This is a genomic window from Streptococcus vestibularis (assembly GCF_900636445.1).
GTDB classification, from domain to species: Bacteria; Bacillota; Bacilli; order Lactobacillales; family Streptococcaceae; genus Streptococcus; species Streptococcus vestibularis.
Window position 1 is genome coordinate 201225 of sequence record NZ_LR134275.1, and the last position, 25041, is coordinate 226265.

Sequence of the window (25041 nt, forward strand, 5' to 3'; positions counted from 1 at the left end):
TATTGTCAAAAGATAAATAAAAGAGTAAACTAGAAACTATAATTGAATTTTTATAAGGAGAGACTAATGGCTCATATTACATTTGACTATTCAAAAGTTTTGGATAAATTTGTAGCACCACACGAAGTAGATAACCTTCAAGCACAAGTAACAGTAGCAGACGAAATGGTTCGCAAAGGAACAGGCCCAGGCGCTGACTTCCTTGGATGGCGTGACCTTCCAGAGAACTACGATCGAGAAGAGTTTGATCGTATCTTGAAAGCTGCTGAAAAAATTAAAGAAGAAAGCGACGTTTTGGTTGTTATCGGTATCGGTGGCTCTTACCTTGGTGCCAAAGCAGCTATTGACTTCTTGAACAATCACTTTGCTAACCTTCAAACAAAAGAAGAACGTAAAGCACCACAAATCGTTTATGCTGGTAACTCAATTTCATCAACTTACCTTGCTGACTTGCTTGAGTATGTTGAAGGTAAAGATTTCTCAGTTAACGTTATCTCTAAATCAGGAACAACAACTGAACCAGCTATCGCTTTCCGTGTGTTCAAGGAACTTCTTGTTAAGAAATACGGTCAAGAAGAAGCTAACAACCGTATCTACGCAACAACTGACCGCCAAAAAGGTGCTGTTAAAGTTGAAGCAGATGCTAATGGTTGGGAAACTTTCGTTGTTCCAGATGACATCGGTGGACGTTTCTCAGTATTGACAGCTGTAGGTCTATTGCCAATTGCAGCTTCAGGTGCTGATATCAAAGCCCTTATGGAAGGTGCTAACGCTGCACGTAAAGAGTACTCTTCATCTAAAATCTCTGAAAATGAAGCTTACCAATACGCTGCAATTCGTAACATCCTTTACCGTAAAGGTTACACAACTGAAATCTTGGCAAACTACGAACCATCACTTCAATACTTCGCTGAGTGGTGGAAACAATTGGCTGGTGAGTCAGAAGGTAAAGACCAAAGAGGTATCTACCCAACTTCAGCAAACTTCTCAACAGACTTGCACTCTCTTGGTCAATTCATTCAAGAAGGTACACGTAACCTTTTTGAAACTGTTGTTCGTGTAGATAAACCACGTAAGAACATTGTTATTCCTGAATTGGCTGAAGACCTTGATGGACTTGGTTACCTCCAAGGTAAAGATGTTGACTTTGTTAACAAAAAAGCAACAGACGGTGTTCTTCTTGCTCATACAGATGGTGACGTGCCTAACATGTTCATCACTATCCCTGAACAAGATGCTTTCACATTGGGATATATCATCTACTTCTTTGAGCTTGCTATCGCTCTTTCAGGATATTTGAATGCTGTTAATCCATTTAACCAACCAGGTGTAGAAGCTTACAAGAAAAACATGTTTGCTCTTCTTGGAAAACCAGGATTTGAAGAACTTGGAGCAGAACTTAACGCTCGCTTGTAATGTTCATACCAGACCAGCTTAGGCTGGTCTTTTTTCTGTTATTAGCACTTCGTCTTTATTTCAATTTTACTAACGGCAGTCAAAATGCTATAATATAAAGGACTGTGAATTTAGCAAGTTCTGCTATTTTCAAAAAAGAAAAAACAAATCAGAGATGTCAGAACATCTCTTAGAAGAGGTGAATCCCATGGGACGTAAATGGGCTAATATCGTTGCTAAAAAAACTGCTAAAGATGGTGCCAACTCAAAGGTTTACGCTAAGTTTGGTGTTGAAATCTATGTAGCTGCTAAACAAGGTGAGCCAGATCCAGAGTCAAACTCAGCTTTGAAATTCGTTTTGGAACGTGCTAAACAAGCACAAGTACCAAAACATGTTATTGATAAGGCCATTGATAAGGCCAAAGGTAACACCGATGAAACCTTTGTTGAAGGGCGTTATGAAGGATTTGGACCAAATGGTTCTATGATTATCGTAGATACTTTGACTTCAAACGTTAACCGTACAGCTGCTAACGTACGTACTGCCTTTGGTAAAAATGGCGGTAACATGGGTGCATCAGGTTCTGTTTCATACATGTTTGATAAAAAAGGTGTTATCGTTTTTGCAGGTGAAGATGCAGACGCAATCTTTGAACAATTGCTTGAAGCTGATGTAGAAGTTGAAGATGTAGAAGCAGAAGATGGTGCTATCACTGTTTATACTGAGCCAACAGAACTTCACAAGGCGTTAGAAGCTCTCCGTGCTAACGGTCAGGAAGAGTTCCAAGTGACAGAACTTGAAATGATTCCACAAACTGAGGTTACTCTTGAAGGTGAAGACCTTGAGACGTTCGAAGGACTTATTGATGCTCTTGAAGCGGATGATGATGTTCAAAAGGTTTATCACAACGTAGCAGATATGTAATCTCATTAAACACTTTCTGTCTTGTAGAAAGTGTTTTTATGTGGTCTGTCTAAGGATTTGTCTTGCTTGTCCTGACTTAATCTGATATAGTAGTAGCCAAGTGAATTATTGGAGGAATACGAAATATGAATATGATGCTAGTTTTGGCCATTTATGTGGTCGCCATTGTTGCTTATGTGGCTTTCAACCGTCGCCGTCAGGCAAAGGCTCAAGAAGATCGTTTTGCAGGTCTTGATAAGGGTGCTGAAGTTGAAACAATCGGTGGTTTGATTGCTATTGTTGATGAGATTGACAAAGAAAATAACCGTATCGTTTTGGATGCAGAAGGTGTCTTCTTGACCTTTGATTTGAGTCGTTCAATCATGAAAGTAATCACACCAGCACCAAGTACAGAAACAGCAGAGACTGTTAAAGAGACAATTGTTGAAGAAGATTCAGCGATTGAGTCTGCTGATGAAAAGTAAGATGTGTATTTTAGGCTAGGTTAAATCCTGGTCTTTTTACATTTTCTAATCTCCTTGGTATTAAACACTGTTCAGAACCCCTGAAAATGTGGTAAAATAAAGGGTAAACTATATTTAGAGGATATTCCATGTTTAAATTTAGAAAAAAATCTCATCAAGAGGTTCTAGACAATATTCCTAACCATATTGGTATTATTATGGATGGAAATGGCCGTTGGGCTAAAAAGCGTCTACAACCACGTGTGATGGGACATAAGGCTGGGATGGATGCCTTGCAAAAGGTAACCATCGAAGCGTCACAACTTGGAGTTAAGGTATTGACAGTCTATGCCTTCTCAACTGAAAACTGGTCACGTCCACAAGATGAAGTTAAATTTATCATGAATTTGCCAGTCGAATTTTTTAACAAGTATGTACCAGAATTAGATAAAAACAATGTTCGCATTTTGACAATCGGAGATAATAGTCGCCTACCTAAGGAAACCTTAGATGCTCTTGAAAAGGCAGTAGAGCAGACGAAACACAATTCCGGTTTGGTACTCAATTTTGCATTAAACTACGGTGGTCGTGCGGAGATTGTGTCTGCTGTTCAAGCGATTGCTAAAGAGGTTGAAGCAGGAAAACTCAGTCCTGAAGCTATTGATGAAGATCTCATTGCTAAGCATTTGATGACTGATAAATTGCCTTACCTCTATCGTGATCCAGATTTAATTATCCGTACGAGTGGCGAACTTCGTCTTAGTAATTTCTTGCCTTGGCAATCTGCCTATAGTGAGTTTTACTTCACAGATGTTTTCTGGCCAGACTTTGACCATCAGGGGCTACGTCAAGCCATCTCTGACTACAATAAACGTCACCGTCGCTTCGGTGGTGTCTAGAAAGGACCTCTCATGCAAGAACGTTTAATTGGTGGGGGTGTGGCAGCAGCCATTTTCCTCCCATTACTCTTTATCGGTGGTCTTCCTTTCCAGCTTTTGGTTGGGGCTATGGCCATGGTTGCAGTGTCTGAGATGCTTCGTATGAAGCACTTGGAGATTTTCTCTATCGAAGGTATTTTGTCTATGTTGGCAGCCTTTATTTTAGTAGTGCCTATTGACCATTATTTTATCAGTCTTCCGACAAATGCCAGTGTGACAGGTTTTGCTATTATTTCTTTTTTGATTTTAGCAGGAACTGTACTTAATAGCGACCATTATTCTTTTGATGATGCAGTATATCCAATCACCTCTGCCTTTTATGTTGGTTTTGGTTTCCAAAATCTCATTGCAGCACGTTTGGATAGCTGGGAAAAAGTTTTATTTGCCCTCTTCATTGTTTGGGCAACGGACATTGGTGCCTATCTCTTTGGTCGTCAATTTGGTCAAAACAAGTTATTGCCAAAAGTATCACCTAATAAAACCATTGAAGGTAGTGTTGGTGGCATCTTATCAGCAATCATTGTAGCACTACTCTTTGGGTTGATTAATCATAATGTCTATGCACCGCATAGTTTCTTCTGGTTGCTTATCTGTACGATTCTCTTTAGTATTTTCGGTCAATTTGGTGACTTGGTTGAATCAGCTATTAAACGACACTTTGGTGTTAAAGACTCAGGTAACCTTATTCCTGGGCACGGTGGCATATTAGACCGTTGTGATAGCTGGATTTTCGTTTTCCCAATCATGCACTTACTAGGACTTTTTTAAGGGTGGTGGTGTCTAAATGAAAGCTATTATTACTTTTTTACTGATTTTCTGTGTGATTGTCGTCTTCCATGAGTTTGGCCATTTCTTCTTTGCCAAACGATCAGGTATTCTGGTGCGTGAATTTGCCATTGGTATGGGACCGAAAATTTTTGCACATACAGGTAAGGATGGTACCGTTTATACTGTCCGTATCCTCCCTTTGGGTGGTTATGTCCGTATGGCTGGTTGGGGTGAAGATACAACTGAGATTAAAACAGGTAGCCCTGCCAGTCTAACGATTGGATCAGATGGTAAGGTAAGACGTATCAACCTTTCGGATCGCCAGGTTGACCAGACGGCTTTGCCTATGAACGTCACTGCCTATGATTTGGAAGATAAGTTAACCATTACAGGTCTAGTCTTAGATGAGACCAAGACCTATGAGGTTGACCATGATGCCACTATCGTTGAGGAGGATGGTACAGAACTTCGTATCGCTCCTAAGGATGTCCAATATCAAAATGCAAGCATTTGGGGACGTTTAATTACCAACTTTGCTGGTCCTATGAATAACTTCATTCTTGGGGTGCTTGTCTTTATTATCTTAGCCTTTGTTCAAGGTGGTGTTCAAGATACCTCAACTAACCGTATCCAGGTAGCCGATGGAGGTGCTGCTCAGGTGGCAGGCTTGAAAAATGGTGATGCCATCGAGGCTATCAATAAAGACAAGGTTACGGATTGGGACAGCTTGAAGGAATCATTGACAGAGAATACTCAAAAATTCTCCAAAGGTGACAACCTTTCTGTGACGGTTAAGAGAAGTAACGGTCAGGAAGAAACGGTCTCTGTTAAACCTAAGGAGAATCAAGGTAGCTACTTTTTAGGTGTCTCTCCTGCCTTAAAGACAGGTCTTAAAGATAAGATTTTTGGTGGTTTCCAAATGGCTTGGGAAGGGGCCTTCAAAATTCTCGTGGCACTTAAGGGGCTTATCACCAACTTTAGTTTGAATAAACTTGGTGGACCGGTTGCTATGTTCCAGATGTCTGCCCAGGCTTCAGAAAATGGCTTGATTTCCATTCTTAACCTTATGGGAATGCTCTCTATCAACTTAGGGATTTTCAATCTTATTCCAATTCCAGCCCTTGACGGTGGTAAAATTGTTATGAATATTATTGAAGCTATTCGTCGTAAACCACTTAATCAAGAAATTGAAAGCTATATCACACTCGCAGGTGTTGCGGTCATGGTTGTTCTTATGATTGCAGTGACTTGGAATGATATTATGCGTGCTTTCTTTTAATTAGAAACAAAGAAATGAAAGGAAGTCTAAGGGACTTGACCCACGGGCCAGCCTCCTTAGTATGTAAATAATGAAACAAAGTAAAATGTTGATTCCAACACTTCGTGAAATGCCAAGTGATGCTCAAGTTATTAGTCATGCCCTTATGGTACGTGCGGGTTACGTGCGTCAGGTCTCTGCTGGTATTTATGCTTATATGCCATTGGCAAATCGTGCTATCGAGAAATTTAAAACCATCATGCGTGAGGAGTTTGAAAAAATCGGTGCGGTTGAAATGTTTGCGCCAGCGCTTTTGACAGCAGATTTGTGGCGTGAATCAGGTCGTTATGAAACTTATGGTGAAGACCTTTATAAACTTAAAAACCGTGACAAATCTGACTTTATCCTCGGTCCAACTCACGAAGAAACGTTTACAGCCTTGGTTCGTGATGCGGTTAAATCATACAAACAATTGCCACTTAATCTCTACCAAATCCAATCAAAATACCGTGATGAAAAACGTCCTCGTAACGGTCTTCTTCGTACACGTGAATTTATCATGAAGGATGCTTATAGTTTCCACCAAAACTATGAAGATTTGGATGTAACCTATGAAGACTACCGTAAGGCTTATGAAGCTATCTTTACACGTGCTGGCCTTGAATTTAAGGGAATCATCGGTGATGGTGGTGCCATGGGTGGTAAGGATTCTCAAGAATTCATGGCGGTCACTCCTGAGCGTACAGACCTCAACCGTTGGGTAGTTCTTGACAAGTCAATTGCTTCGTTGGATGAGATTCCAGAAGATGTCATGGAAGAAATCAAGAATGAATTGACATCGTGGTTGGTATCTGGTGAAGATACGATTGCATACTCTACAGAGTCAAGCTATGCAGCTAACCTTGAGATGGCAACAAACGCCTACACACCAGCGACTAAGGTTGTGACTCAAGAAGAAGTAACTCGAGTTGAAACGCCAGATTGCAAGTCAATTGATGAAGTTGCTGCTTTCTTGAATGTTCCAGAAGAACAAACCATCAAGACTTTGCTTTTCACTGCTGATGACGAACCAGTAGTGGCTCTTCTTGTTGGTAATGATCAAGTTAACGATGTGAAGTTGAAAAACTACCTTGCCGTTGACTTCCTTGAACCAGCTACAGAAGATGAAGCGCGTCAAGTCTTTGGTGCTAACTTCGGTTCTCTTGGTCCAGTTAACCTTCCTGAAAATGTTCGTATCATTGCAGACCGTAAGGTTCAAGACGTGGCTAATGCTGTTGTTGGAGCCAATGAAGATGGCTATCACTTGACAGGGGTTAACCCAGAGCGTGACTTCAAGGCAGAATACGTGGATATTCGTGAAGTTAAAGAAGGTGAGATTTCGCCAGACGGTCAAGGTGTCCTTCAATTTGCGCGTGGTATCGAGATCGGTCATATCTTTAAACTTGGTACACGTTACTCTGAAAGTATGGGTGCTAACGTTCTTGACGAAAATGGTCGTGCAGTTCCAATTATCATGGGATGTTACGGTATCGGTGTTAGCCGTATCTTGTCAGCTGTGATCGAACAACATGCACGTCTCTTTGTTAACAAGACTCCAAAAGGTCAATACCGCTACGCATGGGGAATTAACTTCCCTAAAGAATTGGCGCCTTATGATGTTCACTTGATTACAGTTAATACAAAGGACGAGGAAGCTAATGCGTTGACAGATCGTTTGGAATCTGCTCTTGCAGCTGAAGGTTACGATGTTTTGATAGATGACCGTAATGAGCGTGTTGGTTCTAAATTCTCTGATAGTGACCTTATCGGGCTTCCAATTCGTGTGACGGTTGGTAAAAAAGCCAGCGAAGGTGTTGTCGAAGTTAAAATCAAGGCAACTGGTGACACTATTGAAGTTAATGCCGATAACTTGATTGAAACACTTGCTATCTTAACAACAGAACAAGATGCTTAATATTAAAAAATCTTTTCTTGCAGATGTGGGAAGAGATTTTTCTTTTTAAACGACAAAGATTAATTGAGAAAAAAGGAGATAAATTCCAATTTGACAGAATTGTCTAAATAGTGTAAACTTAAATCTATCTTAACTACGGAGGCATTACATGCTTAACAAAGCCACCCACTGGGGAAATCTTAAAGCTTTTTATTACTTTAGTTTCTTTAGATAGGACGTTTGTGTTTCAAGATACAGGCGTCAATAAGTTTGTATCTATGAAGCTAAAGCATTTTGTGATGGATTAGCCGATTAGATGAATAGGTCTAACCGGTGGTATAAGCTAGTTTGTGCTAGTCAATATGCAGAGAACCAGTTGGGCCTTGTCCTAGCTGGTTTTTCCATGCCGTGGTCTATTTTTAGTTTTCTTTTGACCCTATCGTCTCGGAAAAAGCATAAAAGAAAATTGGAAATAGATAGAATAAAAAAATAGAGGTATACAAGATGAAGAAATTCTTGGTCGGTATGATGGCTGTTATAACAGCTGTCATCTTGGTTGCATGCTCAAATGCTTCTAACAAAGATTTAGTTCACGTCGGTGTTCTCCAATATGTGGAACATCCTTCCTTGTCAGCGACACGTAAAGGGTTCATTGAAGAACTCAAAGAGGAAGGCTATGTCGATGGTAAGAACATTAAAATCGATTATCAGAATGCACAAGGGGATCAGTCTAACTTGCAGACGATTTCTCAGTCGCTTATTGAAGATAATGATGTCATGTTGGCTATCGCAACCCCAGCAGCTCAGTCTTTGAGTAGTTTGACAAAGGACAAGCCAATTCTCTTTACAGCTGTCACAGATCCAGTCTCAGCTAAACTAGTTAAGTCTATGGACAATGTTGGAGGAAATGTGACGGGAACAAGTGACATGTCCCCTATCAATAAACAGGTTGAATTGTTGAAAAAGGTCTTTCCAAACACTAAAAAAGTTGGGATTATGTATACGACCAGCGAGCGTAACTCAGAAGTTCAGGTTGAAGAAGCCAAGAAATACTTCAAGGAAGCTGGTATTGAAACGGTTATCAAAGGAATTTCATCAACCAATGATATACAAGATACAGCCAAGAGCTTGATGAGTCAGACCGAAGTCATCTTCATCCCAACTGATAATACCATTGTTAGTGCTATTAATACCTTGGTAGATCTTTCTAAAGAGACTAAGGTTCCAGTTGTTGGTAGTGACGCTGGCAGTGTAGAAAAAGGTGTCCTATTCACTTACGGAACCAACTATGAAGCGCTTGGACGTCAAACAGGTAGGTTGGCAGGCCGTGTTCTCCGAGGTGAGAAGGTCAAGGATGTCGATGCAGAGTATCCTAAAACACTTAATGTTGTGGTAAACCATGACATGGCTAAAGAACTTGGCATTGATGTTTCTAGCATTAGTGACGAGGAATCTAAAGCATCAACACAAGATGACAAACCAATTGCTAAAAAAGATAAGGGTGTCATTAAGCTTAAGGTCAATAAGTCTTCTAAAAAAGGATTTTCAAATGTGGTGTTAACAGCCATTTCTCAGGGACTCCTCTGGGCTATTATGGCTATTGGGGTCTTCATTACCTTCCGTATTTTGGACCTTGCTGATTTGACAGCTGAGGGGGCCTTTCCACTTGGTGCTGCTACGACAACTATCATGATTATCCGTGGGATTAACCCGATCTTTGCGACTTTAGGTGGTTTTGTTGCTGGTATGCTTGCTGGAGCGGTGTCTGGCTTTATGCATACGAAAATGAAGATACCAGCACTCTTAACAGGGATTATTACCTTAACAGGGCTCTATTCCGTTAACCTTTTGGTTCTTGGTAGTGCCAATGTCTCTCTTTCAGGACATAACACGCTGGTGACTATGGTGATGGATCTTGGTCTATCTAAGCTGAATGGTGTGATTCTATTAGGACTGATTTTTGTTAGTCTGGTAGTGCTTATGTTGGTTGTCCTCCTTAATACGCAGGTTGGTCTGGCCCTTCGTGCGACAGGTGATAACCTTGCCATGGGTGAAGCCAATGGTATCAAGGTTGATCGTATGAAGATTCTTGGCTACATGATTTCCAATGGTTTGATTGCCCTATCAGGTGCTCTCCTAGCTCAAAATAATGGCTATGCGGATATGAATATGGGTACTGGTACAATCGTAAATGGCTTGGCTGCAATTATCTTGGCTGAAGTTATCGTCAAGTATCTACCACTTGGTAAACGCCTGTGGTCAATTGTTGTAGGAGCTGTTCTCTACCGTCTGGTCTTGGTTATTATCCTTGCCATGAACGTTGATGCTCAAATGCTGAAATTAGCTTCAGCTATCTTGCTTGCTATCATCCTTTATGTGCCTGAAGTACGCCAAAAATTGAAAATCAAACCTAACAAATCCTTGATTCCAGGAGGTGACAAGTAATGGCTTTACTTAGTTTACAACAGATTCATAAAACCTTTGAAAAAGGTACAGTCAATGAAAATCACGTCCTTCGTGGTTTGGATCTCGACATTGAGCAGGGAGATTTTATCTCTGTTATTGGGGGAAATGGTGCTGGTAAATCAACCTTGATGAATTCAATTGCTGGTGTTCTCAGGATTGATGAGGGGGATATCTTGTTGGAGGGTCAATCTATTAAGAAAGCATCTGTAGATGAGCGCTCTAAAGACATTAGCCGTGTTTTCCAAGATCCTCGAATGGGTACAGCGACAAACCTTTCTATCGAAGAAAATATGGCAATCGCCTATCGTCGTGGTAAGAAACGTAGCTTCTTTAAAAAGTCTATTACTGAAAGTGAACGTCAAGTATTTAAGGAAGCCTTGGTAGATCTTGGTCTTGGTCTTGAGAATCGTATGAAGACTGATGCTAATTTCTTGTCAGGTGGACAACGTCAGGCCTTGACACTTGCTATGGCGACCTTGGTTCGTCCAAAGATTTTGCTGCTAGATGAACACACAGCAGCACTGGATCCTAAGACAAGTGACATGGTTATGAATTTGACACGTAAGATTGTTGAAGAACAAGAGTTGACAACTCTTATGATTACCCATAATATGGAGCATGCTATCGAATATGGGAACCGTCTGGTCATGCTCTATCATGGTAAAATCGTCGTCGATGTGCGAGGTGAGGAAAAGAAAAATCTCACTGTTGCAGAACTTATGGATCTCTTCCACAAAAATAGTGGACAAGTCCTCAATGACGATGCCTTGGTACTCGGTTAATAAGCAAAAAGAAACTATCCAAAGTTCAGATTTTGGGTAGTTTTTTCTTGACTATTTTTGACCAAGTGCTAAAATAAATATATGGATTAGCACTCATTGTTCGTGAGTGCTAAAAATAACGTTTCACACGTTACTAATAATAAATAACATTTGGAGGTAATTGGTATGGCATTAAAACCATTGGGCGATCGTATTGTCGTCCGTTTTGAAGAAACAGAAGAAAAAACAGCTAGTGGCTTTGTATTGGCGGGAGCTAGTCATGAAGCTACTAAGACTGCAGAGGTCTTGGCAGTAGGTGAAGGCATCCGTACTCTTACTGGGGAATTGATTGCACCTAGTGTTGCAGTAGGCGACAAGGTCCTTGTTGAAAATGGTGCAGGTGTCAGCGTTAAAGACGGAGAAGATTCCGTTTCAATTATTCGTGAAGCAGATATTTTAGCGGTCCTAGCTTAGGCCCTCGCTAATCAGATATAATTTAAGATAAAGAAGGAGTAACTATGGCAAAAGATATTAAATTTTCATCAGATGCACGCGCAGCAATGGTTCGTGGTGTTGATACTTTAGCTGATACCGTTAAGGTAACGCTTGGCCCTAAAGGTCGTAACGTTGTTTTGGAAAAGGCTTTTGGCTCACCACTTATCACTAATGATGGTGTGACAATTGCTAAAGAAATTGAACTCGAGGATCACTTTGAAAATATGGGTGCTAAGCTTGTCAGCGAAGTGGCTTCAAAAACTAATGATATTGCCGGTGACGGAACAACTACAGCCACTGTTTTGACACAAGCTATTGTTCGTGAGGGGCTAAAAAATGTAACAGCTGGTGCCAATCCAATCGGTATCCGTCGTGGGATTGAGGCAGCTGTAGCTACAGCTGTGGAAGAGCTTAAAGCCATTGCTCAACCAGTTGCCAATAAGGAAGCTATTGCTCAAGTCGCAGCGGTTTCATCTCGCTCTGAAAAAGTTGGTGAATACATTTCAGAAGCAATGGAACGCGTTGGTAATGACGGTGTTATCACTATTGAAGAGTCTCGTGGTATGGAGACAGAACTCGAAGTGGTTGAAGGTATGCAGTTTGACCGTGGATATCTTTCTCAGTACATGGTTACTGATAATGAAAAAATGGTCGCAGATCTTGAGAATCCATTTATTCTTGTGACTGACAAGAAAATTTCAAATATCCAAGATGTTCTTCCACTCTTGGAAGAAGTGCTTAAGACCAGCCGTCCACTTTTGATTATTGCTGATGACGTGGATGGTGAAGCTCTTCCAACGCTTGTTCTTAACAAGATTCGTGGAACCTTCAATGTTGTTGCTGTTAAGGCGCCTGGCTTTGGTGACCGTCGTAAAGCGATGCTGGAAGACATTGCTATATTGACTGGAGCAACTGTTATTACTGAGGATCTTGGTCTTGAACTTAAGGATGCAACTATGGCAGCACTTGGTCAGGCTTCGAAAGTAACTGTGGATAAGGATAGCACAGTTATCGTCGAAGGAGCAGGAAGCGCAGAAGCAATTGCTAACCGTGTTAACCTTATTAAATCTCAATTGGAAACAACAACATCTGAATTTGACCGTGAAAAACTTCAAGAGCGTTTGGCTAAATTGTCAGGTGGTGTTGCAGTTGTTAAGGTCGGTGCAGCCACTGAAACAGCCCTTAAAGAAATGAAACTTCGTATCGAAGATGCCCTTAACGCTACTCGTGCCGCTGTTGAAGAAGGTATCGTAGCAGGTGGTGGTACAGCCCTTGTTAACGTCATTGCTAAGGTTGCTGAACTTGATCTTGAAGGTGACGACGCTACAGGACGTAATATTGTCCTCCGTGCCTTGGAAGAACCAGTTCGCCAAATTGCTTATAACGCTGGCTATGAAGGTTCAGTTATCATTGATAAATTGAAGAACAGCCAAGTTGGTACAGGCTTTAACGCTGCCAACGGTGAGTGGGTAGATATGGTTGGAGCAGGAATCATTGATCCAGTTAAGGTCACACGTTCTGCCCTTCAAAATGCCGCCTCAGTAGCTAGTCTTATCTTGACAACTGAAGCAGTTGTTGCCAACAAGCCTGAACCAGAGGCTCCAGCAGCGCCAGCTATGGATCCAGGAATGATGGGTTACTAAGATTTAAGAAAGTAAAAAAACCTAGGAAAAGTCGAGAGAAACTTTTCCTGGGTTTTCTTTTCTATTATTTATTGTTAATTAGTGAAAAGGGTTAAACATATCAGAACTTCCTTGTTTACCTGACATCTGCATCATCATTTGTTGCTGCTTGATACGCTCTGCCTCCTTATTCGTATTGATAGAAATAATAAGCAAGATGATCCATCCAATGAAAGTCCAGTTTAGGAGGATAGATAAGACAAAGATTAGCCATTTCTTGTCTGTTTTGTTTAGAAGTGCTGGTAGGATGTCAATAATGATTACTGGTAGCCCCACAATCAAAGTCCATAATGCCAAACCCAAGCCCATACTAAAATCGTCTCCAACAACTCCAAGTAAGAATAAGCCAAGAGCCCAAAGGATAACTGGGATGGTAGCGATGGCTATCATGATGAGGTTTGTTCGGGATTTCTTTTCTGGCTCTTTCCAAGGCTCGTTAAGGGGGGTATTTGTTTGTGGGAAGCTTGTATTAGCTTGGTCGGCAAAGGAATTTAAAGGCTTATTAGTAGTGTCTTGTATTGGATTTATTTGTTCTTGAGAGTTGGCTGTTGGAGCTTCTTGACCTAGGTTAGGAGTTTGGAAAGTTTGTCTTTCATCGATACTAGAATCAACTAAGGGTTCTTCAGCGACATCATAGATTTCAACGGAAGGTTCAACACTTTCTGTGACTTCTTTAGAGGGTGTTGTTTCTATTGTTTCATCAGTTTTGGTTGCTTCAACAGGTGCCAAGGGTTCCTTGGTTTCTACTATTTCTTCAGGTTTGTTTGCTTCGATAGATTGTTTATGTTTCTTAGAGCTTTCTCGGACAAACTCGCCTTTCTGAGCTGCTTCAGCCATTTCTTGAATACTTGGATTACGACCATTAACTGCTTGGAAAAAATCGATCCAATCTTGTTGCTTCATGTGTATAACCTCCAGATAACTTGATTATAAAAATTTTGATAATTACAATTATAGCAATAGTGTAAGGGAACGGCAATGGGAATCGAATAAGAGTGTTTGCTTTATTTCCTAATAATCTTCTTATCACTAAATATGGGAAAGAGAAAGAAATAGGTTAAGATGTAGACCACTAGAGGGTATATCAGTGGATTATAGTCCCAGGCTCCTTGCCAATCTAGGTGTAGTAGTCTAACGCTAGCGCGTGTTAGGCCTGCGCTCCAACCCTTAAGTCCAAATGGTCTTAGGATTAAACTGAGTGGTGTTGGCAGATGCAAAAGGTAGACTCCATAAACTGCCACTAAAACTAAGAGATATAATCTAAAAAAACGCTGGTGGTAGGCCCACAAGCGTGTGAAATAGTTTTTCATTACCCAATAACAGCAAAAAGTTTTTGAGCGTTTGATTGGCGAGTAGCATCCATGATGAGGAACCAGTCAACGATTGACCAGATACCACAACCACCACATGTCAAAAGTTTACCGATACCAAGACCAACTTGTCCCAACATAAAGCGGTCGATTCCAAGAGAACCACCAAAAAGTGAGATAATAAGCATCATTGTAGGATCTTGGAAGCTGATTGAGTAAAGCATTGAAAGTTGTTGTTCAGGAAGTGTCTCAAGACGTTGGCGGATGTACTGCACTTGTTCTGTTGGGAAATACTTGACGTTAATTGCTAGCCATTGATCGACTGGATTCATAATTAAATACTCCTCTAATTTATATGATATGTAAAGCTTAACATAATGTCCAGGGAGATTCAAGGTAGTCAAGGCTTTCGAAGTCAATAAAAGCAACTTATTTGCAAGCTTCCACTGTGTCATAACTAGAGGATCATTAGGATAATCCTTTCGCACTATGCTTGAGAATAAGCCTACTTCTATTATTTGTGATTTCTCAACCCTTGTTCGAAACTTTCTGATTTAGCCTTAACAGTGACTTTTTCGAGTGTTAAGGGATGGGTGAAACTAAGGGTGTGTGCGTGGAGCATGAGTCGAGATGCGGGGCGATGGCTATAAAGAGGGTCCCCCAGAATGGCATGCCCATGGTGGGCCAGGTGCACCCGAATTTGGTGGGTCCGTCCGGTTTTTAGTTGGCAATTGACCAGACTAGCTCCTTTGAAGGCTTTGAGGCGTGTGACGGTTGTATAGGCAACCTGCCCTTTTCTAGGATCAACCACCCGTTTTCTACGATCATGGCGGTCGCGTCCAATCTTGTCATTGTACACAGTCTCCTTGGTTTGGAATTTACCTTCAGTCAATGCCCAATATTGACGCTGAATCATCTTATCTTCTAAAAGCCGGTTGAGGATTGGCAGAATAAACGGATTTTTAGCGAAAATCACAGCCCCACTAGTTTCCATATCTAGTCGATGAACGACGTAACAGGTTTGTCTACAATAAGCCGAAACATGGTTCAGAAGAGCGATTTCTGTGGGTTCATTGCCATGCGTCTTCATCCCTTCAGGTTTATTGACCACGATGAGATGCGAATCCTCATAGAGAGGCTCTACCAAATTGGCGTCTCCCATAGGGATAGTTTTATTAGGATAGTCCTCTGTGTCAAAGGTCAGGCTAATCCTATCACCTTCTTTAACGGGACTCTGCCAATTAATAGTCTCTCCATTGATGAGGACGTGCTTTTTCGTGCGTAGGAAATGACGAATCTTACGAGGAATGAGGAGTCTGGTTTCTAGTAACTCTTTGACAGTTGTTATAGGATAGGGATTGATAATTTCTACGTGTAAAGTCATGGTTTCATTATATCATGAACACTTAAAAGAGGACAGAACCTGTAAAAACTTGATATAATAAGGTTATGACATTTTTTGATAATCTAAAAAACAAACTTTTTAAAGAAGAAAATAGCGGAAAGGGTAAGGATTCCCAGCCTGCTGAAAAATCGAAGAATTTACAAAATAAGATAAAGGGACTCTTTGCTAAGAAACCTGATGAGGTTGAACAAGCCGTTGAAGACTTGGATATGTCTCAGGAAAGTCAAGAGACGTCACGTTACCAACGTTCTAAGCAAAAGAAACCTATTGATACCACCAAACCCTTAGGTAAGGTTCAGGCGTTCTTGAGCAAGTTTACGCTTTCGCCAAGAAATCCTATTCGCCGTTTCTGGCGTCGCTATCATATTGGGAAAATTCTCTTTATCATGCTAGCTGTGCTGGTTCTGACAGTAGGTTCCTACCTTTTCTATATTGCCAAGACGACCAATGTTTCAGACCTTCAAGATGCCTTGAAGGCTACTACGGTTATCTATGACAAAGAAGGCAATCAAGCTGGTTCTTTGTCAGGGCAAAAAGGGACCTATGTGGAACTAGATGCTATTAGTGATAGCTTGGAGAATGCTGTCATAGCAACTGAGGACCGTACCTTCTATAAAAATAGCGGGGTTAACGTCAAGCGATTCCTTCTGGCTATTGTATCTATGGGACGCTTTGGTGGTGGTTCGACCATTACCCAACAGTTGGCTAAAAATGCCTTCTTGACACAAGAACAGACAGTCACTCGTAAGGCCAAGGAATTCTTCCTCTCTTTGGAATTAACCAAGAAATACAGCAAGCAAGAAATCCTTACCATGTACCTCAATAATGCCTACTTCGGGAATGGTGTTTGGGGTGTTGAAGATGCTAGCCAAAAATACTTCGGGACAAGTGCTGCCAATCTAACTGTTGATGAAGCAGCGACCCTCGCGGGTATGCTTAAGGGACCTGAAATTTATAACCCAATCGATAATATCCAAAATGCGACCAACCGTCGAAACACTGTTCTCTCTAACATGGTTGATGACAAGAAGTTGAGTCAGGCAGATGCCGACAGTGCGGCTGGAGTTGATATGGCTAGTCGCCTAGATGATACCTATCAAGGGACTGGCGATGACTACAAGTATCCGTCCTACTTTGATGCCGTCATTGAAGAAGCTACGAAAACTTATGGCTTGAGTGAGGATGAAATCGTTAAAAATGGCTACAAGATCTACACAGAGATGGATGCCAACTCACAAGCTAACATGCAGCAAACCTATGAAAATACTTATCTCTTCCCTACATCAGAAAGTGACGGTAGTACAGCTCAGTCAGCTAGTGTGGCGCTTGATCCAACAACTGGAGCGGTCCGTGGTCTAGTAGGTCGTGTAGGTGGTACCAGTGATACAACCTTCCGTAACTTTAACTATGCAACCCAAGGGAAACGTAGTCCTGGATCGACCATTAAACCTTTAGTGGTCTATGCCCCAGCTCTGGCTTCAGGATGGAGCATCAATAAGGACCTTCCAAATAAACCAATCGACTATAACGGCTATACTCCAACCAACTACGGTGGTGTTGAGACTGAGGATGTGCCCATGTATCAAGCTTTGGCCAACTCCTACAATATCCCAGCAGTTTACCTCTTTAATCAAATCGGTATACAAAAAGGGATTAGTTACGGTCAAAAATTCGGTCTTAACTTTGACAATGTTCCAGAAGAACTGGGAATTTCACTTGGTGGTGGTGTGACAGCTAGTCCTCTTCAAATGGCTCAGGCTTATGCGACCTTTGCTAATGGTGGTGAGATGAATACGGCTTATTTCATCACTAAAATTGAAAATGCTAGTGGTGACATTATCGCTACCCATAGTAAGAAGTCTAAGCGTGTTATCAGCCAGTCAGTAGCTAACCAGATGACCAGCATGATGCTTGGTACCTTCTCAAATGGTTCTGCTGTGAATGCCAACTACACAGGTTATACTATGGCAGGTAAGACAGGTACTGTTCAGGCTGAATTTAACAAGGATTTGACCAGTGATCAGTGGGTTATTGGCTATACTCCGGATGTGGTTATGACGACTTGGATTGGTTTTGATAAGACTGACGAGAATCACTACTTAACAGGAGCAAGCTCAGGAACAGCTTCAACTATTTTCAGCTATATCGCTGCAGATGTTTTGCCAAATACACCAGGTAATGAGTTTACCGTTGAAAATGCCTATGCGGCTGATGGTCAAACACTAGACTATACGGCAGATCCAAATGACTCTCGTAATAGCAGTAACAAGTCATGGACAGACAAGGCTTCAGACGTTGTCAATGATGTAAAAGATCAAGCAAGCAGTCTATGGGATAAGATTTCAGACTCCTTATCAGGTCTATTCAGATAGCTTGTCAATTGCATTTAAAAGTGGTAAGATAAAAAACGGAGGCGTTATGGCACAGAAAAAAGCAAGCCTAGCGTGTGCTGAATGTGGGAGTCGAAACTACTCAATTAATGTTAGTAGTACTCCCAAACCAACACGACTAGAAGTTAACAAATTTTGTAAACATTGTAAAAAATACACCTTGCATAAGGAAACAAGATAGGAGACACCGTGAGACAAACTGGAAGTATTTTCAAAGTCTTGAAAGACACGACTTGGCCAGACCGTAAACAACGCTGGCACGATTTTAGTTCAGTTCTTGAGTATACTGCATTCTTCACTGTCATCATCTATGCGTTTGATGAATTGTTGAGTCGCGCTATGTCAGCACTGATTAACTTTTTCTAAAGAAAACATAAAAAGAGTGGGCATGCCTGCTCTTTTTTGTTATAATAAATGTAGATAAAAGCGAGAACAAGGGCCATCAGGCTTTTTTATTACGCTTTGAATTAAAACATAGGCATTCATTTACATTTAACGCTTGCGCCTCGAAGATTGATGGTCAATGGTGTTTAAATGTCATTTAGAACAAAGAAAGGAATCCTAAAATGCTAGATTCATTCGACAAGGGCTGGTTCGTCCTTCAAACGTATTCAGGATACGAAAATAAAGTTAAAGAAAATCTTTTGCAACGTGCTCAAACTTATAACATGCTTGAAAATATCTTGCGTGTTGAAATCCCAACTCAAACGGTCAATGTTGAGAAAAACGGTAAAGTTAAAGAAGTGGAAGAAAACCGCTTCCCTGGTTACGTTCTTGTTGAGATGGTAATGACAGACGAAGCCTGGTTCGTTGTCCGTAATACTCCGAACGTTACTGGTTTCGTTGGTTCTCACGGTAACCGTTCTAAACCAACACCACTTTTGGAAGAAGAAATCCGTCAAATCTTGATTTCAATGGGTCAAACTGTTGATGTCTTTGATACTAATATCAAGGTTGGAGATGTGGTTCAAATCATCGATGGTGCCTTTATGGGTCAAGAAGGCCGTGTTGTAGAAATTGAAAACAACAAGGTTAAAATCATGATTAATATGTTTGGTTCAGAAACAGCTGCTGAACTTGAACTTTACCAAATCGCTGAACTTTAAGATAGACAAAAAGAGGTTGGGCTAAGAGACTTCAACCTTGGAAGACTATCTCATTAAACTTGAGGGAGAGGCTAGAAGCTAGATTTTTGAAATTTAGTTCTGTGTCACTCCCTTTTTCTAACGGATGATGATGAATTATAAACAATTTTACAATAGGATTAGCGGTCCATTGCGTCCTTATGCTAGGGTCTTAGGAGGATTGAACAAGGCTATCACAAGGACTTTTTACCTGCTTTTTCCGATATTTATTAGTTTGGTTTGGCTAAGGAATGGCTGGTTTGTTCTCTCTACGACAGTGCTTATTATGGGGGGAGGCTTTTTCCTTCTTTCTCTTGGTCGTAGCTTTTATAATCGCCCACGCCCATATCAGACCTGGGACATTCAGCCACTTATTAAGAAGGACAGTCTGGGTAAGTCGTTTCCCAGTCGGCATGTTTTCTCAGCGACTGTCATTGCTATGTTGGCATTGACGCTTAACCCCTGGCTAGGTGGGACTATGCTTTTTCTGGCTGGTGCTCTATCCCTTTTGCGCGTGCTAGGTGGTGTTCACTATCCAAGTGATGTTTTGGCAGGCTATGTTATTGGAATTCTTGTAGGTCTCCTTCTTTATCTTTAGAAAATTTGGGTCTTCTTCGAGAGAGGAAGGCTTTTTTCGTTGAAAAAGAAAAGGCACCTCTAGGGCACCTTTCCTTTCGTTCTAACATTCGAGTTGGCAATTAAAGGTTGTTCCCACCATTAGAGGTTAGCTTATTTTAGGACATGTTCTGTAATGGCTTGAGCGACACCATGCTCATCATTTGAGGCCGTTACTAAGTTTGCAGTTTCCTTAACCCCTTCAGGTGCATTGCCCATGGCAATTCCTAGACCAGCCAGAGCTAGCATGGGACTATCGTTGAAGTTATCTCCGATGGTCATGACTTCTTCAAGAGGAAGGTCATAATATTTGGCAACTTCAAGGAGAGCGTGTTCTTTAGAAACGTGTTTGGCAGTGACTTCAAGATAATTATCTTTGGACAAGTAAAAGGCTGTCTGTGGAAAATCCATGCTTAGGAGTTTTTGGTGGAGGTCCTGGATAACTTCAGGCTCATCAATCAACAATAGCTTGTGGATAGGTGGTTCTGAGTCTGAGACCGTGTCTTGCAGTTCCTTAATGATAGGAGATTCACCCGTGATACTTCCTTCCAACTGAGACCATTTGTCTAGTTGGTTGGTAATCCAGTCCTTGCCAGAGTAGATATTCACAGAGACACTTGGGTAATCTGTGGATAAGTAGTTAAGAAGCTCTTGAATCTCAGCTTTATCCACAGGGTGTTGGATAATAGTACGATCACCCTCAAGTACTAAGGCGCCGTTGTAGCAGGCGATGGGGTTGTTATGAAGTCCCAGTTTATGAGCAATTGGTTGCATCCCTAGTGGCGAACGGGCAGAAGCTAAAACAAAGGGAATATTTGCCTTTTCAAGCTCTGGCATTACCTCAATCAGTTGCTCATCCATCTGGTGGTTACTAGTGAGAATAGTGCCATCAATGTCACTGATAATCAAACGAATATTACTCATAGTCGCTATCCTTTCCATCGTATAAAATCGTTATTTTATCTTTAAGAGCCTCGACCAAATCAGGATCAGGTTCCTTATCTGTAATCCAGTAGTCAAAGTCTTCAATCTTGCCCAATATATATTTGGAATGCTTTTCATATTTATCAGATTCAGCAATAAGAATCTTGGTTCGAGCAGCTTGCATGGCTAGTTGTTTGACAGCAACGTCCTCTTCATCTTCATAGCTGACCACTCCTTGACTGAGACTGGCCGCTCCGAAGAAGGCTAAGTCAAATTGTAGATGTTGCAAGAGCTGGGCTTCGTGAAGCGAATAGTAGAAGCGGTTTTTGCTGTAAAATCTTCCTCCCAAGAGATGAAAGTCGACGCCTTCTTTACCACTTAGGACCAAGGCGTTGTCCAAAGAGTGGGAGTAGATAGTGACCTTCTTAGTCAATTTTTGTGAGACTTCAAGCATCAAGGTAGAGACATCGAAGAAGAGTAGAGATTGGTCTTTGACCAAGCTAAGCACTAGATCTGCCATTTTTTTCTTGTCTTCAGTGAGTCCTTTCTGACGTTCCTGGAAGCCAAGAACAGTGGTATTTTTTACTGGAAGAATGCCACCATGAGTACGCTGAGCCAAATTCCTCTGGCTGAGACAGTCGAAATCTCTTCTGATAGTATCTTTGGAAACTTCTAATTCATCAACCATTTCCTTGACAGATAGGTTTCCTCTCTCTTCCAAGAGAATCAAAATTCTCTCAAGCCGTTGTTCTTGATACATGAGTCACCTACTTTCTAATACTAGAATAGCATTTTTTTGCCTTTTTTGTAAACAAAAATGCAAAAAAATGCAAACTGGAATAAGGTTAATTCGTCTCTTAAACTTCCCTTATCATCTTTAAAAATCCCTCAAAAATGCTATAATAGAAGCATTACGAATATTGGAGAGAAACCATGAGTTTTTACAATCATAAAGAAATCGAGCCTAAGTGGCAAAAATACTGGGCTGACAATCACACGTTTAAGACAGGAACAGATGCCTCAAAACCTAAGTTTTATGCGCTTGACATGTTCCCTTACCCATCTGGAGCGGGTCTTCACGTAGGACACCCAGAAGGCTACACAGCGACTGATATCCTCAGCCGTTTCAAACGTGCGCAAGGTTACAATGTCCTTCACCCAATGGGATGGGATGCCTTTGGTTTGCCTGCAGAGCAATACGCTATGGATACAGGTAATGATCCAGCAGAATTCACAGCAGAAAACATTGCCAACTTCAAACGCCAAATCAATGCGCTTGGATTCTCTTACGACTGGGACCGTGAAGTCAATACTACAGATCCGAACTACTACAAATGGACGCAATGGATCTTCACTAAGCTTTACGAAAAAGGTTTGGCTTATGAAGCTGAAGTGCCAGTAAACTGGGTTGAAGAATTGGGAACAGCTATCGCCAACGAAGAAGTTCTTCCAGATGGAACATCTGAGCGTGGTGGCTATCCAGTTGTCCGCAAACCAATGCGCCAATGGATGCTCAAAATCACTGCCTATGCTGAGCGCTTGCTCAATGACTTGGATGACCTTGACTGGCCAGAGTCTATCAAGGACATGCAACGCAACTGGATTGGGAAATCAACTGGTGCCAATGTCACTTTCAAAGTAAAAGGAACAGACAAGGAATTCACAGTCTTTACGACACGTCCAGATACTCTTTTTGGTGCGACCTTCACTGTTTTGGCTCCTGAGCATGACTTGGTAGATGCCATCACAACACCTGGACAAGCTGAGGCTGTATCTGACTACAAACATCAAGCCAGCCTTAAATCAGACTTGGCTCGTACAGACCTTGCCAAGGACAAAACAGGGGTTTGGACTGGTGCTTATGCTGTCAACCCTGTCAATGGTAAAGAAATCCCAATCTGGATTGCTGACTATGTTCTTGCCAGCTACGGAACAGGTGCTGTTATGGCCGTACCTGCCCACGATGAGCGTGACTGGGAATTTGCAAAACAGTTTGACCTTCCAATCGTAGAAGTACTTGAAGGTGGAAATGTTGAAGAGGCTGCTTATACAGAAGATGGCCTTCACGTTAACTCTGACTTCTTGAACGGTCTCAACAAAGAAGAAGCGATTGCTAAAATTGTGGCTTGGCTAGAAGAAAAAGGCTTTGGTCAAGAAAAAATCACTTACCGTCTTCGTGACTGGCTCTTTAGCCGTCAACGTTACTGGGGTGAACCAATCCCAATTATTCATTGGGAAGACGGTACTTCAACAGCTGTTCCAGAAAGTGAACTCCCACTTGTCTTGCCAGTAACCAAGGACATTCGCCCTTCAGGTACTGGTGAAAGCCCATTGGCTAACTTGACAGACTGGCTTGAAGTGACTCGTGAAGATGGCGTCAAAGGTCGTCGTGAGACGAATACTATGCCACAATGGGCAGGTTCAAGCTGGTACTACCTCCGCTATATCGATCCACACAACACAGAGAAATTGGCTGACGAGGACCTCCTCAAACAATGGTTGCCAGTTGATATCTACGTGGGTGGTGCAGAGCATGCCGTGCTTCACTTGCTTTACGCTCGTTTTTGGCATAAATTCCTCTATGACCTTGGTGTTGTACCAACTAAGGAGCCATTCCAAAAACTCTTTAACCAAGGAATGATTTTGGGAACAAGCTACCGTGACCACCGTGGAGCTCTTGTGGCAACTGACAAAGTTGAAAAACGTGACGGTTCCTTCTTTCATGTGGAAACAGGAGAAGAATTGGAGCAAGCACCAGCCAAGATGTCTAAATCCCTCAAGAACGTTGTCAACCCAGACGATGTGGTGGAACAATACGGTGCTGATACCCTTCGTGTCTATGAAATGTTCATGGGACCACTCGATGCTTCAATCGCTTGGTCTGAAGAAGGATTGGAAGGAAGCCGTAAATTCCTTGACCGTGTTTACCGTTTGATTACAAGTAAAGAAATCGTTGCGGAAAACAATGGTGCTCTTGATAAGGTTTATAACGAAACCGTTAAATCTGTTACTGAGCAAATCGAGTTGATGAAATTTAACACAGCCATTGCTCAACTCATGGTCTTTGTCAACGCGGCTAACAAGGAAGACAAACTCTATGTGGATTACGCCAAAGGATTTATCCAATTGATCGCTCCATTTGCGCCTCACTTAGCAGAAGAAATCTGGCAAACAGTCGCAGAAACAGGTGAGTCTATCTCTTATGTAGCTTGGCCAACATGGGATGAAAGCAAATTGGTTGAAGACGAAATCGAAATCGTCGTTCAAATCAAAGGTAAAGTCCGTGCCAAACTCATGGTTGCTAAAGATCTTTCACGCGAAGAGTTGCAAGAAGTAGCTCTTGCTAACGAAAAAGTCAAAGCAGAGATCGATGGCAAGGAAATTGTGAAAGTAATTAGTGTACCTAATAAACTCGTTAATATTGTCGTTAAATAACGAGTTTATTAGCCTTATCTGCTACCTTCAACAGTCCACTGGACTATTGAAGCCGAACAAACTTGTCAACATTGTTGTGAAATAACCGATTTATTTGTTCATGCTCAACCTCAAACAGTTTCCCAAACTGTTTGAGCCTAATACACTCGTTAATATCGTTGTGAAATAAAAATGAATCCTTCGGAGCTAAGCTCTGGAGGATTTTTTACTCTTCTTGACAAGAAAACGATATTTTGTTAATATCATTAACAAAAAGAAGGAAACTATGAATAAGAAAGAACTGCATAAGTTTAATAATCGTTTTAACAGCTTTGCCTTAGCCTTTGAACGGTTGAAAAAGAATCAGCATAGAAATAGTATTGATAAATCAATCACTATTAATGAAGTCCATTTGATTGATTTAATAGGTTGGAATCAGCCTGTGAATCTAGTGAAATTATCTGAGTTACTTGAAGTATCAAGGAGCGCTATTACTCAGAGTGTTAGACGTTTAACCAAGAAAGACCTCGTTGCTTTTGAATTTGCACAGGATAATGAAAAAAATAAATATCTGATATTATCCAAAAAAGGGGTTGACGTTTTTAACGTCCATAAAGAGCAGCAAGAACATATTGAAAAAACCATTTTTTCAGTTTTAAGAAACTATAGTGAAGAGGACCTTCAAATGGTTATGAAACTGATGGATGATGTTGAACAGGTATGGCGAGAGTTACCGTGGTAAAAGTCACGGTAATTTTAAAACCATATTGTTAATTATATTAACAAAAAAAGAGG

Annotated in this window: 24 protein-coding genes; 18 read left to right on the plus strand and 6 right to left on the minus strand. The window is 41.3% G+C overall.

Annotated elements, in window-relative coordinates; all coding sequences use genetic code 11:
- Positions 1-66: 66 nt before the first annotated feature.
- The 11 genes from EL076_RS01160 to groL all read left to right on the plus strand — a co-directional run bounded on the left by EL076_RS01160 (position 67) and on the right by groL (position 13025).
- Positions 67-1416 (plus strand): glucose-6-phosphate isomerase, encoded by a 1350-nt coding sequence (locus tag EL076_RS01160; protein WP_117647341.1) that lies wholly within the window; start codon positions 67-69, stop codon positions 1414-1416.
- A 187-nt stretch (positions 1417-1603) separates the two neighbouring features.
- Positions 1604-2320, plus strand: coding sequence for a YebC/PmpR family DNA-binding transcriptional regulator (locus tag EL076_RS01165; RefSeq protein WP_003095160.1), 717 nt, complete (start codon positions 1604-1606; stop codon positions 2318-2320).
- A gap of 125 nt (positions 2321-2445) precedes the next feature.
- Positions 2446-2784, plus strand: coding sequence for a preprotein translocase subunit YajC (locus EL076_RS01170; RefSeq protein WP_117647343.1), 339 nt, complete (start codon positions 2446-2448; stop codon positions 2782-2784).
- A 128-nt stretch (positions 2785-2912) separates the two neighbouring features.
- Entirely contained in the window at positions 2913-3662 is a 750-nt protein-coding gene (locus EL076_RS01175; protein WP_021143496.1) for an isoprenyl transferase, read from the plus strand.
- A gap of 12 nt (positions 3663-3674) precedes the next feature.
- Positions 3675-4469: a phosphatidate cytidylyltransferase gene (locus EL076_RS01180; protein WP_003095116.1), complete on the plus strand. Its 795-nt coding sequence runs from the start codon at positions 3675-3677 to the stop codon at positions 4467-4469.
- Between the two features lie 16 nt (positions 4470-4485).
- A complete protein-coding gene (gene rseP, locus EL076_RS01185) occupies positions 4486-5748 on the plus strand; it encodes an RIP metalloprotease RseP (protein ID WP_126428951.1) in 1263 nt (420 codons plus the stop codon).
- Between the two features lie 70 nt (positions 5749-5818).
- The gene (locus EL076_RS01190; protein ID WP_126428953.1) at positions 5819-7681 is read left to right on the plus strand and encodes a proline--tRNA ligase; all 1863 of its coding nucleotides are present in this window, start codon (positions 5819-5821) and stop codon (positions 7679-7681) included.
- A gap of 483 nt (positions 7682-8164) precedes the next feature.
- The gene (locus tag EL076_RS01195; RefSeq protein ID WP_126428955.1) at positions 8165-10105 is read left to right on the plus strand and encodes an ABC transporter substrate binding protein; all 1941 of its coding nucleotides are present in this window, start codon (positions 8165-8167) and stop codon (positions 10103-10105) included.
- A complete protein-coding gene (locus tag EL076_RS01200) occupies positions 10105-10908 on the plus strand; it encodes an ABC transporter ATP-binding protein (RefSeq protein WP_003095020.1) in 804 nt (267 codons plus the stop codon). Before EL076_RS01195 ends, EL076_RS01200 begins: the two co-directional genes overlap by 1 nt.
- Before the next feature lie 165 nt (positions 10909-11073).
- Positions 11074-11361, plus strand: a complete 288-nt coding sequence (gene groES, locus EL076_RS01205) for a co-chaperone GroES (protein ID WP_003095068.1) — start codon at positions 11074-11076, stop codon at positions 11359-11361.
- 44 nt (positions 11362-11405) lie between these two features.
- Complete coding sequence (gene groL, locus EL076_RS01210; protein WP_003095125.1) at positions 11406-13025, plus strand: chaperonin GroEL; 1620 nt, start codon at positions 11406-11408, stop codon at positions 13023-13025.
- Positions 13026-13103: 78 nt separating this feature from the next.
- Here the strand turns inward: groL and EL076_RS01215 are convergent, their stop codons facing one another.
- The 4 genes from EL076_RS01215 to EL076_RS01230 form a co-directional block, all read right to left on the minus strand.
- The gene (locus EL076_RS01215; protein ID WP_003095111.1) at positions 13104-13967 is read right to left on the minus strand and encodes a superinfection immunity protein; all 864 of its coding nucleotides are present in this window, start codon (positions 13965-13967) and stop codon (positions 13104-13106) included.
- A gap of 101 nt (positions 13968-14068) precedes the next feature.
- Positions 14069-14374, minus strand: a complete 306-nt coding sequence (locus tag EL076_RS01220) for a DUF2752 domain-containing protein (protein WP_003098092.1) — start codon at positions 14372-14374, stop codon at positions 14069-14071.
- Positions 14374-14706: a TM2 domain-containing protein gene (locus EL076_RS01225; RefSeq protein ID WP_003095133.1), complete on the minus strand. Its 333-nt coding sequence runs from the start codon at positions 14704-14706 to the stop codon at positions 14374-14376. Before EL076_RS01225 ends, EL076_RS01220 begins: the two co-directional genes overlap by 1 nt.
- Positions 14707-14888: 182 nt before the next feature.
- On the minus strand, positions 14889-15758 hold the full coding sequence (locus tag EL076_RS01230) for an RluA family pseudouridine synthase (protein ID WP_003095163.1): 870 nt from the start codon (positions 15756-15758) through the stop codon (positions 14889-14891).
- 65 nt (positions 15759-15823) lie between these two features.
- Between EL076_RS01230 and pbp2a the strand changes: the two genes are divergently transcribed.
- The 5 genes from pbp2a (at position 15824) to EL076_RS01255 (ending at position 19891) form a co-directional block, all read left to right on the plus strand.
- A complete protein-coding gene (pbp2a, locus tag EL076_RS01235; protein ID WP_003095136.1) occupies positions 15824-18151 on the plus strand; it encodes a penicillin-binding protein PBP2A in 2328 nt (775 codons plus the stop codon).
- 46 nt (positions 18152-18197) lie between these two features.
- Positions 18198-18350 carry a 50S ribosomal protein L33 gene (gene rpmG / locus EL076_RS01240; RefSeq protein ID WP_002886472.1) on the plus strand — a complete coding sequence of 51 codons (153 nt, stop codon included), beginning with the start codon at positions 18198-18200 and terminating at the stop codon, positions 18348-18350.
- An 8-nt stretch (positions 18351-18358) separates the two neighbouring features.
- Positions 18359-18535: a preprotein translocase subunit SecE gene (secE, locus tag EL076_RS01245; RefSeq protein ID WP_003095130.1), complete on the plus strand. Its 177-nt coding sequence runs from the start codon at positions 18359-18361 to the stop codon at positions 18533-18535.
- A gap of 200 nt (positions 18536-18735) precedes the next feature.
- Positions 18736-19275 carry a transcription termination/antitermination protein NusG gene (gene nusG / locus EL076_RS01250; protein ID WP_002883644.1) on the plus strand — a complete coding sequence of 180 codons (540 nt, stop codon included), beginning with the start codon at positions 18736-18738 and terminating at the stop codon, positions 19273-19275.
- Between the two features lie 127 nt (positions 19276-19402).
- Positions 19403-19891, plus strand: coding sequence for a phosphatase PAP2 family protein (locus EL076_RS01255; RefSeq protein ID WP_039976626.1), 489 nt, complete (start codon positions 19403-19405; stop codon positions 19889-19891).
- 131 nt (positions 19892-20022) lie between these two features.
- On the opposite strand, the gene EL076_RS01260 is transcribed toward EL076_RS01255, so the two are convergent.
- Both EL076_RS01260 and EL076_RS01265 read right to left on the minus strand, forming a co-directional pair.
- Complete coding sequence (locus EL076_RS01260) at positions 20023-20832, minus strand: Cof-type HAD-IIB family hydrolase (protein ID WP_126428957.1); 810 nt, start codon at positions 20830-20832, stop codon at positions 20023-20025.
- Positions 20825-21592, minus strand: a complete 768-nt coding sequence (locus EL076_RS01265; RefSeq protein ID WP_126428959.1) for a DeoR/GlpR family DNA-binding transcription regulator — start codon at positions 21590-21592, stop codon at positions 20825-20827. The genes EL076_RS01260 and EL076_RS01265 overlap by 8 nt, the downstream gene beginning before the upstream one ends.
- Positions 21593-21765: 173 nt before the next feature.
- Between EL076_RS01265 and leuS the strand changes: the two genes are divergently transcribed.
- Together leuS and EL076_RS01275 are read left to right on the plus strand one after the other, a co-directional pair.
- Positions 21766-24267 (plus strand): leucine--tRNA ligase, encoded by a 2502-nt coding sequence (leuS, locus tag EL076_RS01270; protein ID WP_126428961.1) that lies wholly within the window; start codon positions 21766-21768, stop codon positions 24265-24267.
- Positions 24268-24532: 265 nt separating this feature from the next.
- The gene (locus EL076_RS01275; RefSeq protein ID WP_126428963.1) at positions 24533-24988 is read left to right on the plus strand and encodes a MarR family winged helix-turn-helix transcriptional regulator; all 456 of its coding nucleotides are present in this window, start codon (positions 24533-24535) and stop codon (positions 24986-24988) included.
- Positions 24989-25041: the final 53 nt, after the last annotated feature.

Coding starts and splice junctions, on each gene's coding strand:
- EL076_RS01215 (WP_003095111.1), bottom strand. CDS start 13,967: ATGAAGCAACAAGATTGGATCGATTTTTTCCAAGCAGTTAATGGTCGT.
- groL (WP_003095125.1), top strand. CDS start 11,406: ATGGCAAAAGATATTAAATTTTCATCAGATGCACGCGCAGCAATGGTT.
- rseP (WP_126428951.1), top strand. CDS start 4,486: ATGAAAGCTATTATTACTTTTTTACTGATTTTCTGTGTGATTGTCGTC.
- EL076_RS01230 (WP_003095163.1), bottom strand. CDS start 15,758: ATGACTTTACACGTAGAAATTATCAATCCCTATCCTATAACAACTGTC.
- groES (WP_003095068.1), top strand. CDS start 11,074: ATGGCATTAAAACCATTGGGCGATCGTATTGTCGTCCGTTTTGAAGAA.
- EL076_RS01190 (WP_126428953.1), top strand. CDS start 5,819: ATGAAACAAAGTAAAATGTTGATTCCAACACTTCGTGAAATGCCAAGT.
- EL076_RS01275 (WP_126428963.1), top strand. CDS start 24,533: ATGAATAAGAAAGAACTGCATAAGTTTAATAATCGTTTTAACAGCTTT.
- EL076_RS01175 (WP_021143496.1), top strand. CDS start 2,913: ATGTTTAAATTTAGAAAAAAATCTCATCAAGAGGTTCTAGACAATATT.
- EL076_RS01160 (WP_117647341.1), top strand. CDS start 67: ATGGCTCATATTACATTTGACTATTCAAAAGTTTTGGATAAATTTGTA.
- nusG (WP_002883644.1), top strand. CDS start 18,736: ATGCTAGATTCATTCGACAAGGGCTGGTTCGTCCTTCAAACGTATTCA.
- EL076_RS01170 (WP_117647343.1), top strand. CDS start 2,446: ATGAATATGATGCTAGTTTTGGCCATTTATGTGGTCGCCATTGTTGCT.
- EL076_RS01255 (WP_039976626.1), top strand. CDS start 19,403: ATGATGAATTATAAACAATTTTACAATAGGATTAGCGGTCCATTGCGT.
- EL076_RS01180 (WP_003095116.1), top strand. CDS start 3,675: ATGCAAGAACGTTTAATTGGTGGGGGTGTGGCAGCAGCCATTTTCCTC.
- EL076_RS01265 (WP_126428959.1), bottom strand. CDS start 21,592: ATGTATCAAGAACAACGGCTTGAGAGAATTTTGATTCTCTTGGAAGAG.
- leuS (WP_126428961.1), top strand. CDS start 21,766: ATGAGTTTTTACAATCATAAAGAAATCGAGCCTAAGTGGCAAAAATAC.
- rpmG (WP_002886472.1), top strand. CDS start 18,198: ATGGCACAGAAAAAAGCAAGCCTAGCGTGTGCTGAATGTGGGAGTCGA.
- EL076_RS01260 (WP_126428957.1), bottom strand. CDS start 20,832: ATGAGTAATATTCGTTTGATTATCAGTGACATTGATGGCACTATTCTC.
- EL076_RS01200 (WP_003095020.1), top strand. CDS start 10,105: ATGGCTTTACTTAGTTTACAACAGATTCATAAAACCTTTGAAAAAGGT.
- EL076_RS01195 (WP_126428955.1), top strand. CDS start 8,165: ATGAAGAAATTCTTGGTCGGTATGATGGCTGTTATAACAGCTGTCATC.
- EL076_RS01225 (WP_003095133.1), bottom strand. CDS start 14,706: ATGAATCCAGTCGATCAATGGCTAGCAATTAACGTCAAGTATTTCCCA.
- EL076_RS01220 (WP_003098092.1), bottom strand. CDS start 14,374: ATGAAAAACTATTTCACACGCTTGTGGGCCTACCACCAGCGTTTTTTT.
- pbp2a (WP_003095136.1), top strand. CDS start 15,824: ATGACATTTTTTGATAATCTAAAAAACAAACTTTTTAAAGAAGAAAAT.
- EL076_RS01165 (WP_003095160.1), top strand. CDS start 1,604: ATGGGACGTAAATGGGCTAATATCGTTGCTAAAAAAACTGCTAAAGAT.